At 73.8% G+C, this 16,288-nt stretch carries 16 protein-coding genes; 2 read left to right on the forward strand and 14 right to left on the reverse strand.

Annotated elements, in window-relative coordinates; genetic code table 11:
* Positions 1 to 42: 42 nt before the first annotated feature.
* Positions 43 to 699, forward strand: a complete 657-nt coding sequence (locus ACTMTU_RS34110) for an HAD family hydrolase (protein WP_441267302.1) — start codon at positions 43 to 45, stop codon at positions 697 to 699.
* Between the two features lie 64 nt (positions 700 to 763).
* On the opposite strand, the gene ACTMTU_RS34115 is transcribed toward ACTMTU_RS34110, so the two are convergent.
* The 3 genes from ACTMTU_RS34115 to ACTMTU_RS34125 are packed head-to-tail and all read right to left on the reverse strand — an operon-like array spanning position 764 to position 3,172.
* A complete protein-coding gene (locus ACTMTU_RS34115) occupies positions 764 to 1,216 on the reverse strand; it encodes an ester cyclase (protein ID WP_441267303.1) in 453 nt (150 codons plus the stop codon).
* A 22-nt stretch (positions 1,217 to 1,238) separates the two neighbouring features.
* A complete protein-coding gene (locus ACTMTU_RS34120) occupies positions 1,239 to 2,315 on the reverse strand; it encodes a zinc-binding dehydrogenase (protein WP_441267304.1) in 1,077 nt (358 codons plus the stop codon).
* The gene (locus tag ACTMTU_RS34125) at positions 2,312 to 3,172 is read right to left on the reverse strand and encodes an NAD(P)H-binding protein (protein WP_441267305.1); all 861 of its coding nucleotides are present in this window, start codon (positions 3,170 to 3,172) and stop codon (positions 2,312 to 2,314) included. Before ACTMTU_RS34125 ends, ACTMTU_RS34120 begins: the two co-directional genes overlap by 4 nt.
* Before the next feature lie 328 nt (positions 3,173 to 3,500).
* Between ACTMTU_RS34125 and ACTMTU_RS34130 the strand changes: the two genes are divergently transcribed.
* Positions 3,501 to 4,079, forward strand: coding sequence for a DUF2269 family protein (locus ACTMTU_RS34130; protein ID WP_441267306.1), 579 nt, complete (start codon positions 3,501 to 3,503; stop codon positions 4,077 to 4,079).
* A gap of 62 nt (positions 4,080 to 4,141) precedes the next feature.
* Here the strand turns inward: ACTMTU_RS34130 and ACTMTU_RS34135 are convergent, their stop codons facing one another.
* The 11 genes from ACTMTU_RS34135 to ACTMTU_RS34185 form a co-directional block, all read right to left on the reverse strand.
* Positions 4,142 to 4,807, reverse strand: coding sequence for a phosphoribosylanthranilate isomerase (locus tag ACTMTU_RS34135; protein WP_441267307.1), 666 nt, complete (start codon positions 4,805 to 4,807; stop codon positions 4,142 to 4,144).
* Entirely contained in the window at positions 4,807 to 5,496 is a 690-nt protein-coding gene (locus tag ACTMTU_RS34140) for a transglutaminase-like domain-containing protein (RefSeq protein WP_441267308.1), read from the reverse strand. Before ACTMTU_RS34140 ends, ACTMTU_RS34135 begins: the two co-directional genes overlap by 1 nt.
* A gap of 55 nt (positions 5,497 to 5,551) precedes the next feature.
* Positions 5,552 to 6,691, reverse strand: coding sequence for an acyl-CoA dehydrogenase family protein (locus ACTMTU_RS34145; protein ID WP_441267309.1), 1,140 nt, complete (start codon positions 6,689 to 6,691; stop codon positions 5,552 to 5,554).
* Positions 6,691 to 7,065 (reverse strand): ectoine synthase, encoded by a 375-nt coding sequence (locus ACTMTU_RS34150; protein WP_005321771.1) that lies wholly within the window; start codon positions 7,063 to 7,065, stop codon positions 6,691 to 6,693. Before ACTMTU_RS34150 ends, ACTMTU_RS34145 begins: the two co-directional genes overlap by 1 nt.
* Before the next feature lie 82 nt (positions 7,066 to 7,147).
* Positions 7,148 to 8,044 carry a tryptophan synthase subunit alpha gene (gene trpA, locus ACTMTU_RS34155; protein ID WP_441267310.1) on the reverse strand — a complete coding sequence of 299 codons (897 nt, stop codon included), beginning with the start codon at positions 8,042 to 8,044 and terminating at the stop codon, positions 7,148 to 7,150.
* The gene (locus ACTMTU_RS34160; RefSeq protein WP_441267311.1) at positions 8,037 to 9,074 is read right to left on the reverse strand and encodes an anthranilate phosphoribosyltransferase; all 1,038 of its coding nucleotides are present in this window, start codon (positions 9,072 to 9,074) and stop codon (positions 8,037 to 8,039) included. The genes trpA and ACTMTU_RS34160 overlap by 8 nt, the downstream gene beginning before the upstream one ends.
* Before the next feature lie 2 nt (positions 9,075 to 9,076).
* Positions 9,077 to 9,346 (reverse strand): phosphopantetheine-binding protein, encoded by a 270-nt coding sequence (locus ACTMTU_RS34165; RefSeq protein WP_441267312.1) that lies wholly within the window; start codon positions 9,344 to 9,346, stop codon positions 9,077 to 9,079.
* Between the two features lies 1 nt (position 9,347).
* The gene (locus tag ACTMTU_RS34170; protein WP_441267313.1) at positions 9,348 to 10,853 is read right to left on the reverse strand and encodes an AMP-binding protein; all 1,506 of its coding nucleotides are present in this window, start codon (positions 10,851 to 10,853) and stop codon (positions 9,348 to 9,350) included.
* A gap of 814 nt (positions 10,854 to 11,667) precedes the next feature.
* The gene (locus tag ACTMTU_RS34175) at positions 11,668 to 12,009 is read right to left on the reverse strand and encodes a VOC family protein (protein ID WP_441267314.1); all 342 of its coding nucleotides are present in this window, start codon (positions 12,007 to 12,009) and stop codon (positions 11,668 to 11,670) included.
* A gap of 78 nt (positions 12,010 to 12,087) precedes the next feature.
* Positions 12,088 to 13,377 carry a hypothetical protein gene (locus tag ACTMTU_RS34180; protein ID WP_441267315.1) on the reverse strand — a complete coding sequence of 430 codons (1,290 nt, stop codon included), beginning with the start codon at positions 13,375 to 13,377 and terminating at the stop codon, positions 12,088 to 12,090.
* Positions 13,377 to 16,184, reverse strand: coding sequence for a DEAD/DEAH box helicase (locus ACTMTU_RS34185; RefSeq protein ID WP_441267316.1), 2,808 nt, complete (start codon positions 16,182 to 16,184; stop codon positions 13,377 to 13,379). The genes ACTMTU_RS34180 and ACTMTU_RS34185 overlap by 1 nt, the downstream gene beginning before the upstream one ends.
* Positions 16,185 to 16,288: the final 104 nt, after the last annotated feature.

Raw genomic sequence — 16,288 nt, forward strand, 5'->3', positions numbered from 1 at the left:
TGACGGGGTGTCCGGGCGCAGGGGCTCCGTACGCTGGCGCTCATGACTGTGAGCGGCGTGGAACTGGTGATCTTCGACTGTGACGGTGTGCTGGTGGACAGCGAGAGGATATGCGTCGAGGTCGACGCGGTGATCATGGCGGATCTGGGGTGCGTGTTCAGCGAGGCCGAGATCGTCGAACGGTTCGTGGGTTCGTCCACCGAGGTGTACACGGCGGCCGTGGAGGAGCGTCTGGGACGGCGGCTGGAGAAGGGCTGGCAGCAGAAGTACGAGCACCTGTACGAGGCGGCCTTCGCGACCGGGCTGACCGCGGTCGACGGCGTCACCGACGCGCTGGACGCTCTCACCGCGGCCGTGTGCGTCGCCTCGAACGGCGACCACGCCGGCATCAGGCGCAGTCTGGACATCGTCGCGCTGTCCGACCGTTTCGAGGGGCGGATCTTCAGCGCTGCGGACGTGGCCCGGGGCAAGCCCGCGCCCGACCTGTTCCTGCATGCCGCCCGTTGCCTGGGTGTGGAGCCCGGGGCGTGCGCGGTGATCGAGGACAGCGCGTACGGGGTGGAGGCGGCGCGTGCGGCCGGGATGCGGGCCTTCGGCTACTGCGGCGGCCTGACCCCGGCCTCCCGGCTGGCGGGGCCGGGCACGATCGTGTTCGACGACATGCGGGATCTTCCCGGTCTGCTGGCGGCGGCCGGCTGAGCCGGGGCACGGACAAGGGCCCGGGCCGTGTCGGCGGCCCGGGCCCTTCGGTGGTGCGGCAACGTCACAGGACGTCGGCGGCGACGAAGCCCAGTTCCTTGAGCATCGGCAGGTAGTTGAAGACGTCGTAGTGCTCGATGATCTTCCCGGCGTCGTCGAAGCGCAGTTCCTCGAGCATGAACCAGGTGACCTTCTTGCCGGTCGCGGCCTTGCCCATGAAGTCGCCGAGGTGGGTGGCGGTCACGGTGATGCGCAGGATGACGCGGTCGCCCTGCGAGACGGCGCTCTTGACGTCCAGGTGCAGGTCGGGGAAGGCGGCGAGGCCGCCGCGCATCGCCTGCTTCATGGCCTCCGAGTCGACGGGGCGGTCCTCGGAGAAGTGCCGGATGTCCGGCGACCAGTGGATGAAGATGCCGTCCAGGTCCCAGCGGTTCCAGGCGGCGGCGCAGTCGAGCGCGATCTGCTTGTTGCGCTCCTGGACACTCTGGATGGGCAGTTCGGCGAGCGTTGCGGTCATGGTGAGGGTTCCTTACCGGTCTTCAGGGGATCAGGACGTGCTTGCCGACGGTGGCGCCGTCCAGCAGGGCGCGTACCGCGGCCGGGGCCTCGGCCAGCCGGTGGCGGCCGGCGATCTCGGGGCTCAATACGCCCTCGTCGACCAGCCGGTACAGGGCGGCGAGGTCGGTCCGGAAGTCGTCGCCGGGCTTGACGTAGTACATGCTCTGGCGGCGGCCGCGGGTGAGGTGGAGCTTGCGGGCGATCCAGCGGGCGGCGGTGCGGCGCAGTGCGGGCACATGCGGCCTGAACCACTGGCCGGGACGGTAGCCGGCGACGGAGGAGTCGAAGGAGACGAGGGTGCCGCCGTCGGCGAGCATGGCCCAGCCGGCGTCGAGGCCGCGGCCGCCGATGTGGTCGAAGACGGCGTCGACGCCGTCGGGCGCCAGTTCCCGTACGGCGGCGGCGAGGTCGTCGGTGCGGTAGTCGAGGGGCTGTGCGCCCAGGGCGCGCACCGCGGGGTGTTTGGCGGGTGAGGCGGTGCCGATGACGTGCAGCTGTGCGTGGACGGCGAGCTGGGTGAGCAGGGTGCCGACGCCGCCGCTGGCGCCGTGCACGAGCACGGTGGAGCCGGCGGCGAGCGCGGTCTGCCGGTGCAGCATCTGGTAGGCCGTGACGCCGTTGGTGATCAGGGAGACGGCGACGGCCGCGTCCAGGTGCTCGGGCACCGCGGCGAGCGAGGCGGCGGGCACCTCGACGTACTGCTGCCAGGCGCCGTGGCGGGGCATCGCGGCGACCCGGTCGCCGGTGGTCCAGCCGGTGACGTTGTCGCCGGTCCCAACGATGCGGCCGACCAGGTCGTAGCCGGGCACGAAGGGGAACTTGGGCGGGAAGGGGTGCAGGTGCTGGAGCATCTGCACCTCGGCGAAGGACACGCCGGCGGCCTCGACGCGGACGACGACCTTGCCCCGGCCGGCCGTGGGCCGTGGGCCGTTGCCGGCGACGATGTGGTCCTCGGGGCGGCCGCTGCCGGTGAGCTGCACCTGGGCGTTGGCCGTCTCACCACCGGCGGCGGGGGTGGCTGCGTGGCGGGCGGCGGCTGTGCCGGTGTCGACGCTCACGCCGCCACCGTCTCGCGCCGGGGGGCGAAGTCGGCGGCGTGGTCGGCGGCCCACCGGGCGAAGGTGAGGGCCGGGCGGCCGGTGATCCGCTCGACGGTGTCCAGCGGCACGGGCGGGTTGTCCATGGCGTCGGCGAGGTAGCCGAGGATCATCTCGACGACCGGCGGCGGCATGAAGTGGCCCATCTGCTCGCGCGCCTGGTCGGGGGTGATCTCCTCGAAGGCGACCTCGGTGCCGATGGCGGCGGCGATCGCCTTCACCTGGTCGGCCTGGGTGATGGCCTGAGGGCCGGTCAGGACGTACGCCTGCCCGGTGTGGCCGTCCTCGAGGAGCGCGGTGGCGGCCACCGCGGCGACGTCGGCCTCGTGGATCAGCACGCGCGGCGCGCCGCCGTAGGGGGTGCGCACCACGCCCTCGGTGCGGATGGAGTGGCCCCACTTCCACAGCAGGTTGGTGGCGAACTCGTCGGGGCGGACGAAGGTCCACGCGATGCCGGACTCCTCCACGGCGCGCTCCACGGTCCGGTGGTGCTCACCGCTGTGGTTGTCGCCGGAGGTGTCGAGCACGGACGAGGAGGAGAGCACCACGATGCGGCGCACTCCGGCCTCCTTGGCGAGGGCGACGACCTCCCGCGCGGTCTCGGGGACCGGGAAGAGGTAGAGGCGCTCCACGCCGTTCAGGGCGGCCCGCAGCGTCTGCGGCTGCTCGAGGTCGCCCTCGAACACCTCGACGCCGTCGGGGAGCCCCGCTGCGGCCGGGGTGCGGGTCAGGGCCCGCACCCGCGCTCCCGCCGCCACGAGGTGGTCGACCACATGCCGGCCGACGGATCCTGTCGCTCCTGTCACCAGAACTGTCACGCCTGCTCCACCCTGTCGGTCCCGGCTTCCCCGAGACTCCTCGGACCTTGGTGGTGCAAGGCTGAACAGCCCGGCTGGAGGGTCCCCGGAGACTGGCTGGAACGCGATCGGGGCCGGGAGGGGGCGGCGCGGGGCGGGAGCAGCGCTCGAGCCGTTCTCCAGCGGCGGCGGGGATGCTCCCGGCGGAGGGCCTCGCCTGCGTGCCCGTGCGCGCCGGCACGCCCGGGCACGGCCGGCCGCCGGGTGGCCGCGGGGCTTGCGCGGGGCTGTCGACTGTCCGGTCGCATCGCCTTCCTCTCCCCCTCGTCCCCCACGAAAGGTCGCCGCTTTGTCCGCCACCGCCGTAAGCCAGTCCCCCACCACGCGGGGCAGGACCAAGAAGAAGTTCGAACTCTCCCGAAGGGGGCGCAGGCTGACGCTCGCCGTCCATGTCGTGACCTCGGTGGGCTGGGTGGGTCTGTCCCTGGCGATGGCCGTGCTGGCCGTCATGGGGTACACCACCGAGGACGCCGCGGTCGCCAAGGGCGTCTACTACGCGATGTACGTCTTCGACGACACCTGCGTCACGGTGTTCAGCATCACCGCCGCGCTGTCCGGCATTCTGCTGTCCTGCGGCACCAAGTGGGGCCTGCTGCTGCACTGGTGGATCATCGTCAAGTGGGTGATCACCCTGTTCATGACGATCTTCGCGTGGTTCGTGATCCACCCGATCGTCATGCAGGCCACCGAGAACACCGCGACGGCGGGCGGCGCGCCGCCGGAGCCCGGCTGGCCGGCGGACTTCCTGCTGTGGAGCGTTCCGGTGCTGTTCGCGCTGCTGACCGTCGCCGCGGTGGTGTCCGTCTACAAGCCGTGGGGCCGCACCTCCCGCGGCCGGCGCACCGCGCCGCGCGGCGGGCGTTCCTGACACCCCCGCGCACGACGGCGGCCGGCCCCCCGGGGGCCGCCCGCCGTCGTGCGCGCGGGGGGTCAGGGGGTGCGCCAGGCGTGCACCACGGCGGCGGCGCGGGAGGCGTCGAGGCGGCCGTCGTCGCCGCGGGCGGCGGAGTCGACGTCGATGCCGAGGAAGCGGGGGTGGGCGACGGTGGCGGGGAAGTCGCCGTGGTTGGCGGGACCGAGGCCTCCGGCGAGGAGGAACGGCAGAGTGGTGGCGTCGGCCAGTTTCGTGACCGTCGTGTCGTCCAGGCGCTGGGCGGTGGAGCCGATCCGGCCGTCGCCGGTGACGGCGTCGAAGAGGAAGCAGTCGGCGCCGGCCCGCTCGTAGGCGCCGGTGAGCCGGCCCTCCAGGCAGGTGTCGTCGCGTACGTGCAGCACTTTGGCGATCTTCAGGCCGTCGGGGCACTGCGCGCGCAGGGCGCGCAGCACGCCGGGGGGCTGGAAGCCGTGCAGTTGGACCCAGGCGGCGCCGGCCGCCCGTACGGCCGTGGACAGTTGGCCGGTGTCGGCGGAGAAGGTGACCAGGACGGGCGCCGGGCCCGCGGCGCGGGCCCGGGCGCCGAGCACGGTCAACTGATCGAGTGTCAGGTCGGCGTGGCCGCCCGGTACGTGGTGCCACAGGCCGATCAGGTCGGCGCCGGAGGCGGCGACGGCGTCGACCTCCGCGGTGGTGGTGGCGCCGCAGATCTTGACCAGCATCAGGCGGCCGCCGTCCGGCCGGCGTCGTGCTCCAGGGAGCCGGCCGTGAAGCGGTCGCCACCGGCGCCGAACAGGCCGGGGTGCGCGGCCCGCAGGTCGGCCAGGACGGCCTCGTAGGGCAGGTCGTCGAACTCGCCGTGGAAGCGCAGGAACTCCATCTGGCGGCGGCCCTTCAGGTCGAAGGGGTGGTGCAGGCTGTCGGTGGTGCCGTCGAAGTCGAGGGGCGCCATCCGGTACAGCCGGCACAGGTTCTTGTTGAACACCGGTGTGGCGCGCACCCATTGGCCTTCGAGGCGTACGGAGGTCAGGCAGTGCTGGTGGAACACGTCGCCGCCGAGCAGGCTCACCAGTTTCGGGGAGGCGAGGTGGTTGCGCACGTCGGTCAGGACGAGGCGGGCGGGGATGCCGAGCGAGCGCAGGCCGGCCGCGTAGAGGACCGACTTGTGCAGGCACATGCCGGAGCCGGTGGCCGCCACGGTGCCGGCGCGCAGCCCTTGGCGGGTCAGGTCGGCGCCGTAGACCTCGTAGCGGATCGTGTCGCGGACCGCGTAGTAGAGGGCGACGGCCTGCTCGGTGGGTGTGGTGGCGGTGGGCGGCAGGGCGTCGGCCACGAAGGCGCGTACCTGCTCGTTCTCGTGGTCGAGGAACTCGGTGGCCTCGAGGGCGCCGGTGCTCAGGGGGGTCGTCATGGCAACTGGGGGTCCGCTTCGTTGTCGGTTGGATGCCAAGGGCCCGTCGGTGGGTTCACAGGCCCAGGAGTGCGGCGATGCGGTTGCGCTGGGTCTCGGAGGTGCCGGAGTAGATCGTTCCGGCGACCGCGTTGCGCAGCTGGCTCTCGATGCCGTACTCGGCCATGTAGCCGTTGCCGCCGAAGATCTGCACGGCGGCCAGGGCGGAGGCGACGTTGGCCTCGCTGGTGACGAGTTTGGCCATGGCGATGTCGCGGGTGACGTTGTCGCCGGCGGTCATCCTGCGGGCCGTCTCGTACAGCCAGCGGCGGGAGGTCTCCACGCCGGTGGCCATGTCGACGATTTTGTGGGAGACGGCCTGGTAGGAGCCGATGGGCTGCCCGAACTGGCTGCGGGTCTGCGCGTAGCGGACGCAGGCGTCCACCCGGCGCTGCATCTCGCCGGCGTTGATGACGAAGGAGCACAGGATCTCCCAGCGCATCACGTGGTCCAGGACGAGGAACCCGCCGCCGGGCCGGCCGATCACCCGGTCGGCCGGGACGCGGCAGTCGTCGAAGTACAGCTCGCACAGCGGGGAGGTGCGCAGGCCCATCTTGGCCAGTGGCCGGCCCAGCGTCAGGCCCGGGGTGTCGCGGTCGACGAGGAACGCGGTGATGCTCAGCGGCCCGGGACGGTCGCTGGTGCGGGCGTAGACGGTGAACACGTCGGCGACGGGCCCGTTGCTGACGAACGACTTGCTGCCGTTCAGGACGTAGGTGTCGCCGTCGCGTACCGCACGGGTGCGCATCGCCAGCGCGTCGGAGCCGCTGTCGGGTTCGCTGATGGCGTGGGCGCCGATCAGCTCGCCGGTGCAGATGCCGGGCAGGTGGCGGTCCTTGAGGGTGTCGGAGCCGAAGCGCTGCAGCGGGACGCCGACGGAGACCAGGTGGGTGCAGACGGAGAAGTTCAGTCCGGCGTCCCGGCAGCCCTCCCCCAGGCCCTCCAGGACGTACATGGTGGTGGTCAGCGACTGGCCGAGTCCGCCGTGGCGCTCGTCGAAGGGCAGTCCGAGGATTCCGGTGCCGGCCAGCAGCCGCCATGCCTCCCGGGGGAACTCGGCGGCCGCGTCGCGCTCGATGTGCCCTTCGTCGAGCTTTTCGAGCACGGGCGCCAGGCCGTCGCGCAGGGCCTGCTGGTCCTTCGTGAAGTCGGCCATCAGTAGTGGGAGAATTCGGGCGAGTCGAGGTTGTGGCTCTCGTCGCCGCGCAGCGCGGGGGTGAACATGCACACCAGGCGCAGGTCCTCGTGCGGGCTCGCCACCAGCCAGTGGGCGTCGTGCCGGTCCAGCGCATACAGGGTGCCGGGGGTGATGGGGTGCGAGACGCCGTCGCTGTCGATCACCTCGCCGGAGCCCTCGATGCAGTAGCAGCTCTCGAGGTGGTTGCGGTACTCCAGGCGGGACTTGGTGCCCGCGCGGACGATGGTGTCGGTGACGGTGTAGCCGACGCCGTCGGCCTGGGTGAGGAATCTGCGGCTGAGGCCGTTGCCCCAGTCGACGCAGGTGACCTCTTCGAGCTTGCGGACGATCACGGGGGTCTCCTTTCGTACGGGTGGTTCCGCTGTTCGGCACACGGTGGGCCGCCCGGGCCGCTCACGGCCCGCGCAGCTCCCTTCACGGCCCGCGCAGTTCCCTCACGAAGGAGCCGAACTCCTCGACGGGGTCGCGGCCTTCGGTCAGGGCCTGTTCGATACGGGCCACGCCGACGCTGCCGACGACGGCGGCGTCCGCGCCGAGGTCCTGCAGGAGCAGGGTGTCGGCGCGGGTCCTGACGCCGAAGCCGACCGCGACGGGCGCGGTGGCGGTGGCGCGCAGGGCGGCGACGGACCGGGCCAGCCGGTCGTGGTCGAGGGCCGCGGCGGTGCCGCTGCGGCCGTAGTGGGCGACCAGGTAGAGGTAGGCGGTGGCCTGCGCCGCCGCCTCGGCGACCGCGTCGGGCCGGGAGACCGCGTAGCAGGTGGTGACCAGCGGCAGGCCGGCGTCGTGGGCGGCCTGGTAGTGGGCGGTGCGCAGCCTGGGCGGGACGCCGTGCAGCAGCAGTCCGTCGCAGCCGGCGTCGCGCACCGCGGCGGCGAAGTCGGCGGGGGCGGTGCCCTTGACGGTGTGACCGAAGTCGGCGAGCAGCGCGATGCGCAGTCTTTTCAGGCCGGGCCGGACGCGGGCAACGGCGGCGAGGACGGCGGCGAGGTCGGTGCCGTGGGCCAGGGCCCGGTCGGCGGAGCGGCGGATGACGGGCCCGTCGGTGACGGATCCGGGGAAGGGGACGGCCAGTTCGAGGCAGTCGATGTCGCTCTCGTCGAGGAGGGCGGCGAGGTCGGGCAGCCGGTCCAGCGGCGGGTCGCCCGCGTTGAGGAACAGCGCCAGGCCGGGCCGGCCGGGTGCGGTGCGGGTGAAGAACCCGCCCGGCGCGGACGCGGCGGCGGCCACGGGGCCGTTCCCGGCCGCGGCGGCGCTTTCGGGTGCGGGCGCGGGGCCGGAGGCGGTGGCGGGTGCGGGGCGGGGGTCATGCATGGGCCACCTCCGTGGCGCGTCGCAGTCGGTCGACCAGGGCGAGGGCCGAGCCGTCGTTCAGGACCGCGCGGGCGCCGCGCAGGGCCTGGTGCCAGTCGCCGGTGAGACGGCCGGCGACGGCGAGGGCCGCCGCGTTGAGGCAGACCGCGTCCTCGGCCGCCGGGCGGCCGCGGCCGGCGAGCAGGTCCAGGACGTCGCGGACGGGGTCGGTGCCGGGCCGCAGGTCCTCCAGGGCGCCGGGGCCCAGGCCGAGCGCGGCGGGGTCGAGGGTGAACTCGTCCTCGCCGCCGCCTTCGTAGGTGCGCACCAGGTTGGGGGTGAAGCCGACCAGTTCGTCGGCGCCCGTGGCGTTGGTGGCCAGCCACACTGATCTGCCGGTGCGGCGGGCGGTGTGCTCGGCGGCGTGCCGCAGCCCGGGAACCAGCCGCGGGTCGGAGACGCCGGTGAGCTGGGCGTCGACCGGCATGTCGGCGAGGAACGGTCCCAGGGCGTTGACGAAGCGCCCCAGGCGGCGGATGTCGAGCGGCAGCACGCCGCGTGCGAGCAGGCCCAGTTCGGCGGGGTAGACGAACATGCCGGCGAACGCGATGCCGCACCGCTCGAGCATCTCGTGGGTCTGCTCGTAGGAGGAGGCCGTCTCGATGCCGAGGCGTTCGAGCAGGTCGAGGGAGCCGAGGGCGGAGGTGTAGGCGCGCGATCCGGTCTTGACGACGCGGGTGCCCATCGCGGCGGCGGTCAGCGCGGCCGCGGTGGAGATGTTGAGGGTGCGCGGGCCTCCGCCGGTGCCGACGATGTTGACGGCGCCTTCGAACACCGGCCGCCCGGTGTCGCCCGGGCGGCGTTCGGCGAGCGAGTCGAGCAGCGCGGTCAGGGTGGCGCGGCCGGGCATCTGCGTGGACAGGGACGCGAGCAGGGCCACGCTCTCGCCCCGGCGCAGCGCGCCGTCGTGCAGGCTGTCCCAGAACGAGCGCCACTGGGGAAGGTCGACGGGCCGGTCCTGGGCGATCAGGGCGGCGACGGCGTCGTGCATGGTTAGGCGGCCTCCGCCCGGGTGCGGGAGGCGTCGGCGACGAACGCCTCGATGGCCGCCACCGACTTGAAGGACTCGGGGTCCAGGTCCACCTCGTCGGTGTTGATGTCGTACCGGTCCTCCAGCCAGGCGATCACCTTGAGCAGGCCGAGGCTGTCGATGACGCCGCCCTCCAGCAGGTCGTCGTGGTCGGCCAGGTCCCGTGCGGGCATGTCGGGCAGGAACTCCTCGACGATGAACTCCTTGATGGCCTGGGCCTGGGCGTGGGACATGTCAGTTCTCCTTGGTGAAGTGGTCCTTCACGACACGGTCGCGGTCGACCTTGCCGGTGGAGGTCCGGGGCAGCGGCTCGTCGGTGAAGCGCAGGACCGAGGGGACCGCGGCCCTCGGCAGACCGCGTGCCAGATGGCCGCGCAGGGTCAGGCTGTTGAGGCCGCTGCCCGGGGTGCGGCGGGCCACGGCGTGCAGCAGCCGGCCGGCCACCTCGTCGGGCAGGGCCAGGACGGCGGCCTCGGTGACCTCGGGGTGGGCGAGCAGTACGTGCTCGACCTCCTGGACGTTGATGCGCACGCCGCGGACCTTGACCTGGAAGTCGGTGCGGCCGGCGAGGGTCAGGGCGCCGTCGGCGCCGCGGTGCACCAGGTCGCCGGTGCGGTACCAGCGCCGGTCGTCGGCGCCGGTGGGGTGGGGCACGAACACGGGCCGGGCGGCGGCCGCGCCGAGGTAGCCGCTGGTCTGGAACGGTGTGGTGACCCACAGTTCGCCGCTGCCGGGGCCCTCGAGGACGGTGCCGTCGCCGGTGACGACCAGGGCGCCGGCGCCGGGCAGCGGGCGGCCCAGCGGCAGGGCCGCCCCGGCCGCGGCCTGCTCGCCGGTCACCTCGTGCACGAAGCTGTCGTTGGTCTCGGTGCAGCCGTAGATGTTGTGCAGCCGCGCGTTCGGGAACAGGCGCGGCAGCTCGGCCAGGACCGGGCCGGGCAGGGCGTCGCCGGTGGTCATCGCGTGCCGCACGGCGGGCAGGGCGGTGGTGCCGTGTTCGCGGGCGGCGTCGGTGACCAGGCGGTGGAACATGGGCACGGCCTGGACGACGTGTACGTCGTGGCGCTCCATCGTCTCCAGCAGGTGGCGGCCGCTCATGGCCTGGTCGGGGTCGACGAGGACGACCCGGCCGCCGTGGGCGAGGGTGGTCCACACGTCGAGCAGGCACAGGTCGAAGTTGAGCGGCGCGTAGTTGAGAACGTTCGTGCCGGGTCCGATCCCGAACGCGGCGGCGGCCCAGGCGGTGAAACGGTCGACGGCGCCGCCGGCGACGGGCACGATCTTGGGCAGCCCGGTCGACCCGGAGGTGGTCAGCAGCAGCACCGGGGCCTCGGGATCGGCGGGCGTGTCGCGCGCGGCGCCGAGGCCGCCGTACGGCGTGTCGCCGCCGGGTGTGCCGTCGTCCGGTGTGTCGTCGCCCGGCCGCTCGGGCAGGGGGACGGCGCCGGCCTGCTCGTACAGCTGCTCCGTCACGTCCTTGCCGAGCGTCGCCGACGGCAGCAGCACCGGACGGCGCTCCAGCATGCAGGCGAGGACCAGCGCGATCGTGCCCGGCGACTTGACGGCCGGGACCCCGACGGGCCCGCGGCCGGGCGTGTCCGCGACACGGGCCCTGGCCCGCTCGGCGCGCCGCCACAGGGCGCCGTAGGTGATTTCTTCGCCGTGCCACACGAGCGCCGTCTCCTGCGGCGCACGGCGCGCATGTGCCCCGATTTCCTCGACGAGTGTGCCGCCGCCCATGGGCCGCGCCCCCTTCCGCTCCTTGCACCGGCGAAAACCTGTCGGCCTCGATGGTGGTTTCGCGCGCTGGAGGATCGCCTGAGCCGTGAGACAGGAGGGGTGCACGGGCGTACATCAACCGATCACCCGCGACGGCGGAGGGAACGAGGGGCCTGCCGCGCCGCGCCGGTGAACCTGGTCCCGCGCCGCGCCGGGACACTGGGCGCGTGGCCGTGACACAACAACGTGCCAGGGTGAGCGGGGCCCTGCCTCGCCCGCTGCCGTGCCGCAGCGGCGGCCGACCCGGGCGGCGACCCGCACGGGGATCCGCCGGCCGGCGACCGGATCGATCTCGGCTGGTCACCGCGGTTCATCGTGTCGATGCCTGTGACCTCGCGGCGGTCCGCCCCCGGCAACTCGCCGCTGCGAGAAGGGCGCTGGAGGGTAGGTGAGGGCGACGTCGATGTCGCGGTGCCGCACCATCCGGAAGCGACCGGAGGCTTCCGACCGCCGGCAGCCCTCACGCCCCGGGCCGTCGCCCACGTGGCCGCCGAACTGCAGGCACTCGACCGGGACCGGGTCCTGGCCGCCGTCCCTGCCCGGCGTCGGCACCCTCGCCCAAGCCGGCTTCGACGGGGCCCCGGCCTCCCTTTCCTGACGGACCGTCTCACCGCGCTGCCGACCGTGCACGCCGGGGCGCGGCAGCGAGGGCTGTTCGTCGTCCTGTGGCGGGACCGAGCCCCCGCCCCCCGGGGCGTCCCGATGTCCTCGTGGTCAGCGGAGCGCGGTGGCCGGACGCCGCCCTCGGCGGCCGGGGGGCGCGTTCAGGGGCGGGTCACAGCGGGGCGCCGCCGAAGCCGAGCTCGTTTCCGTCGGGATCGCGGTACAGGGCCTTGCGCACGCCGTTGGCGTAGGTCTGCCGTTCGCTGGGCTCCAGTCCCCGGCCCGATGCCCGCAAGACGAAGGCGTCGAGGTCGTCCACGAAGACGGTGTGCAGGGCGTGGCCGGCGTGCTCGGGTCGGTGCTCGATGAACAGCGACCGGTGTTCCGCCAGTTCCCACACGGCCTCCGTGTCGCTCGCGACGAACGTGGGAGGAGTGCCGAGCAGCCGTTCGTACCAGAGAAGGGCGGCCCGGTAGTCGCTGACGGGGATGCCTGCGAAGAGGTCGACGGCCATGGCGCCATGCTAGGCGCTCGCCGGCGGCCGTCGCGGTGCCCTTCGGGCCGCACCGCGACGGCGTCACCGTCGTCGCCGCTACGCCTCCTGCGGGGCGAGGAGTTCGCTGAGGGCGACGGCCGGGTCGGCGTCCGGGGGGCCGGCGGGCCACCAGGTGCCGGAGCGGTCGCGGTAGGGGTACCAGCGGCCGTCGCGGCCCTGGCGGAGCTGGAGGCCGCGGCCGGTGAGGGTCCAGTGGTTGCCGTCGACGTCGAGGGCCGGCAGGTCCTCGTCCCAGCCCGCGGCGAGGGCGGTGCGGGCGCGGGCGGTCTCCTGTTCGGAGGGCGTCCAGGGCTGTTCGAGGACCTCCAGGCCGGCTTTCCCGCCGGTGCGCCAGGCCTCGGCGGCCCGGTCGAGGTGGTCGGGGCGGCCGCAGGCCTCGCGCAGCCGGGCGGGGACGCGCGGGTCGGGGTGGGTGGCGGCGATGCGGACCGTGTCGTGCCATTCGTCGAGCGGCGGGGTGGGCGGCGTCTCGACGAATCCGGCGATGTGGGCGAGCAGTTCACGGGCCCGGACGGCGGCGTCGGCGACGAGGCGCTCCAGCGGGTCGGCCTCGATGCCGGTGACCGGTTCGGCCGCGGACGGCAGCGGCTCGGGCAGCGGCGGCAGGGCGGGCAGCGGGGCGGCGGGGCGGGCGTAGGCCTCGCGGTTGCTCTCGTAGGCCTCCTGCGGCTGCCGGTCTTCCTGCTCGGTCTCCTCTCCCCCGCCGCCGTCCTCGTCCTCGTCGTCGTCGGTGGCGGTCAGCGCCCGCAGCATCAGGACCGACTTGAGTTCGTCGAGTGCCTCGTGGGTTTCCCGGCCGCGGACCAGCAGGAGCAGCCACGGGTCGGAATCGAGGAGCCAGGAGAACTGGTAGCCGAGCGCCGTGGCGTGCGGGCAGGGGTGGTCGAGCGCGTCGCAGTCGCAGTCCGCGTCCAGGTCGCCGTAGCCGGGCAGCAGCCCGAGGCGGGCGTCCTCGGCCGCTTCGAGGAGGTCCTCGGGCAGGTCGCCGGCGAGCAGGGCCTCCGTGGCGTCGGGCCGGTCGGCGGTCCGTTCCCACAGCAGGTCCCAGTCGTCGTCGTCCCATGCCGTGACGGTGAGGGTGGTGGCGTGGGCGGCCTCGCCGGCGTAGACCTCGGCGGCGATGCGGCCGGCGCTGACGGTGATGGGGCCGATGCGTCCGGTGCGGGAGAAGGCGCGGCCCTTCTTCAGGGGCTCCTCCTCGGGCCAGGTGTCCTCCAGGGCCTCGGTCCACCGGCCGGCCCACGGGGACTGGCCGCGGGTGCGGCCGCCCTTGCGGGCGGGGAAGGCGGCAAAACCGCGGGCGCCGCTCGCCTCGTGATCGCTCATCACACGCTCCTCAGTTCGACCAGGTTGGCCAGCTCGTCGTTGGTCAGTTCCGTCAGGGCTCCTTCGCCGGAGCCGAGGACGGCGTCGGCGAGGTCCTTCTTGGACTCGAGCAGGGCGGCGATGCGGTCCTCGATGGTGCCTTCGGCGATCATCTTGTGGACCTGGACGGATCTGGTCTGGCCGATGCGGTAGGCGCGGTCGGTGGCCTGGGCCTCCACGGCCGGGTTCCACCAGCGGTCGTAGTGGACGACGTGGTCGGCGCGGGTGAGGTTGAGGCCGGTGCCGGCGGCCTTCAACGACAGCAGGAAGACGGGGACCTCGCCGTCCTGGAAGCGCTGGACGAGTTCCTCGCGGCGGGGTACGGGGGTGCCGCCGTGCAGCAGCTGGGCCCCGATGCCGCGTTCGCGCAGGTGCCGTTCGAGGAGCTTGGCCATGGCGACGTACTGGGTGAACACCAGTGCCGCGCCGCCCTCCGCGGTGATGGTGTCGAGGAGTTCGTCGAGGAGTTCGAGTTTCCCGGAGCGGCCGGACAGGGGGGTGTCGTCCTGCTTGAGGAAGTGCGCGGGGTGGTTGCAGATCTGTTTGAGGCCGGTGAGGAGTTTGAGGACCAGGCCGCTGCGGGCGATGCCCTGGCTGGCGCGGATGCGGTCCATGACGTCCTGCGCGTGCGTGCGGTAGAGCGCGGCCTGTTCGGCGGTGAGGGCGACGGGCCGGTCGGTCTCGGTCTTGGGCGGCAGTTCGGGTGCGATGCCGGGGTCGGACTTGCGGCGGCGCAGCAGGAACGGCCGCACCAGTCCGGCCAGTTTGCGGGCGGTGGGCTGTTCGCCGGTGGCGTCGGCGCGTTCGGCGTCGATCGGGGCGATCCAGCGGCGGCGGAAGTGGCCGTGGGTGCCCAGCAGTCCGGGTGTGGTCCAGTCCAGGACGGCCCACAGTTCGGAGAGGCTGTTCTCGACGGGGGTGCCGGTGAGGGCGATCCTCGCGTCGGCGGGGATCAGGCGCAGGGCCTTGGCGGTGCCGGAGAGCGGGTTCTTGACGTGCTGGGCCTCGTCGGCGACGAGCATGCTCCAGCGGTGGCCGCCGAGCCGTTCGGCGTCCAGGCGCATGGTGCCGTAGGTGGTCAGGACGAAGCCGTCGTCGGCGCCCTGGAGGCTGCGGCCGGTGCCGTGGAAGCGGCGTACCGGGGTGCCGGGGGCGAATCTGCCGATCTCGCGCTGCCAGTTGCCGAGCAGGGAGGCGGGGCAGACGACGAGGGTGGGGCCGCGGGTGTCGTCGTGTTCCTGGCGCAGCAGGTGCAGGGCGATGAGCTGGATCGTCTTGCCCAGGCCCATGTCGTCGGCGAGGCAGCCGCCGAGGCCGAGGGAGGTCATGCGTTCGAGCCAGCGCAGGCCGCGCAGTTGGTAGTCGCGCAGGGTCGCGGCCAGTGCGTCGGGCTGCCGCAGGGGTTCGGTGCCGCCGTCGGGGTCGGTGAGGCGGGCGCGCAGGGCCAGCAGCCAGTCGCTGGGGGCGACGGGGACCTGTTCGGTGCCGATGCGGGTGTGGCCGGTGAGGGCGACGGCGAGGGCCTCGATGGCGGTCAGTGGACCGAGGTCGCGTTCGCGGGCCTTGCGGGCCAGGTCGGCGCCCACCAGGGTCCAGCGGCCGCGGAGCCGGACGAGGGGGCGCCCCTCGTCGGCGACGTGGGCCGTCTCCTCCTCGGTGAGGGGTTCGCCGTCGAGGGCGAGTTGCCAGCGCAGGTCGACGGTGTGGTCGCCGCCGAGGAAGGAGCGCAGGTCGGCGGGCGGGATGCGGCCGGCGCCGACGACGGCGCGGGCGGCCAGGGAACGGGCGGCGCCTTCGGGCCAGTGGACGTCGATGCCGTGGGCGCGCAGCCGGGCCGCGCCGGTGCCGATCAGTTCGGTGGTCTCCCGGTCGGTCAGGACCAGGGCGGAGGGGACGGGCAGCAGCCGCTCCAGCGGCTCCCACACGCTCGCCGCGCGGCGCACCGCGAGGATCGTGTCGGCCTGGGCGCGCGGGCCCAGGGCGTGGTCGGCGCTGGCGAACAGCTCTCCCGCGTCGAGCGCGAGGGTGGGGTCGGCGAGGCTGTGGGCGCGCGGGACCAGGTGCAGGGCGGGCGGGCCGTCGGGGGTTTCGGCGAGGTGGACGTGGAGGGACACCCGTACACCGGAGTCGAGTCCGGCGGAGATCTCCTCGGCCCAGGCGCGCAGTTGGGGCACGTGCTGGGGTTCGGTGGCCGAGAACGCGGCCCGTCCGGTGGCGGCCGGGGCGGCGGCGGTGCGCGGCAGTGTGTCGGCGAGGGTGTCCAGGAAGGCGCGCAGCAGCGCCTGTACGTCGCTGCCGGGGGCGGCGACGGCCTCGCCGGGGGCGGCCCGGGCGAGCTCCCGCAGCCGTACGACGTCCTCGAGGTCGAGCGGTCCGGCACGCCAGGTGTCGTAGCCGCCGGCGGAGACGCCGGGCAGCAGCCGCTCCCGGGCTGCGAGATGCAGCCCGAGGGCGGCGGCGGCCCCCCAGAACGCGGCGGCCGGATGGACGGTGGCACCGTTGCGGCCGTAGCAGCGGCGGGCCTCGATCAGGGCGGGCAGCGCCTGGGCGAGGGGCAGGCGCAGCACCGGAAGGGTCCGCAGGGCGACGCCGCCGTCGTGCGGTACGACGAGCGACGCCTCGCCCGGCTCGCCCGCCGCCGTGTCCGGCAGCGGGGAGCCGTCCGGGTCGAAGAAGACGAGGCGGCCCGTGCGCGCCGGGTCCCCCGCCTCGAAGACCACCGCGCACCGCGCCAGCAGTCCGGCCTGCTCAGGCGCCAACCACACCATGCGTCCCGCTCTCTCTTGCGTGCTGTTCTCTTGTACTGCGTCTCGCTCGCACGCGCGCCGTGCGCCGTGCTTGCGTCGTGCTGGTGCTGCTCGTGCTGCGTCGT

The sequence above is a fragment of the Streptomyces sp. OZ13 genome, assembly GCF_052068155.1.
GTDB lineage: Bacteria > Actinomycetota > Actinomycetes > Streptomycetales > Streptomycetaceae > Streptomyces.

Bases quoted from the DNA above. Each gene is read 5' to 3' on its own strand.
- ACTMTU_RS34110 (WP_441267302.1), top strand. From the start codon at position 43: ATGACTGTGAGCGGCGTGGAACTGGTGATCTTCGACTGTGACGGTGTG.
- ACTMTU_RS34115 (WP_441267303.1), bottom strand. From the start codon at position 1,216: ATGACCGCAACGCTCGCCGAACTGCCCATCCAGAGTGTCCAGGAGCGC.
- ACTMTU_RS34135 (WP_441267307.1), bottom strand. From the start codon at position 4,807: ATGCTGGTCAAGATCTGCGGCGCCACCACCACCGCGGAGGTCGACGCC.
- ACTMTU_RS34140 (WP_441267308.1), bottom strand. From the start codon at position 5,496: ATGACGACCCCCCTGAGCACCGGCGCCCTCGAGGCCACCGAGTTCCTC.
- ACTMTU_RS34145 (WP_441267309.1), bottom strand. From the start codon at position 6,691: ATGGCCGACTTCACGAAGGACCAGCAGGCCCTGCGCGACGGCCTGGCG.
- trpA (WP_441267310.1), bottom strand. From the start codon at position 8,044: ATGCATGACCCCCGCCCCGCACCCGCCACCGCCTCCGGCCCCGCGCCC.
- ACTMTU_RS34160 (WP_441267311.1), bottom strand. From the start codon at position 9,074: ATGCACGACGCCGTCGCCGCCCTGATCGCCCAGGACCGGCCCGTCGAC.
- ACTMTU_RS34165 (WP_441267312.1), bottom strand. From the start codon at position 9,346: ATGTCCCACGCCCAGGCCCAGGCCATCAAGGAGTTCATCGTCGAGGAG.
- ACTMTU_RS34170 (WP_441267313.1), bottom strand. From the start codon at position 10,853: ATGGGCGGCGGCACACTCGTCGAGGAAATCGGGGCACATGCGCGCCGT.
- ACTMTU_RS34175 (WP_441267314.1), bottom strand. From the start codon at position 12,009: ATGGCCGTCGACCTCTTCGCAGGCATCCCCGTCAGCGACTACCGGGCC.
- ACTMTU_RS34180 (WP_441267315.1), bottom strand. From the start codon at position 13,377: ATGAGCGATCACGAGGCGAGCGGCGCCCGCGGTTTTGCCGCCTTCCCC.
- ACTMTU_RS34185 (WP_441267316.1), bottom strand. From the start codon at position 16,184: ATGGTGTGGTTGGCGCCTGAGCAGGCCGGACTGCTGGCGCGGTGCGCG.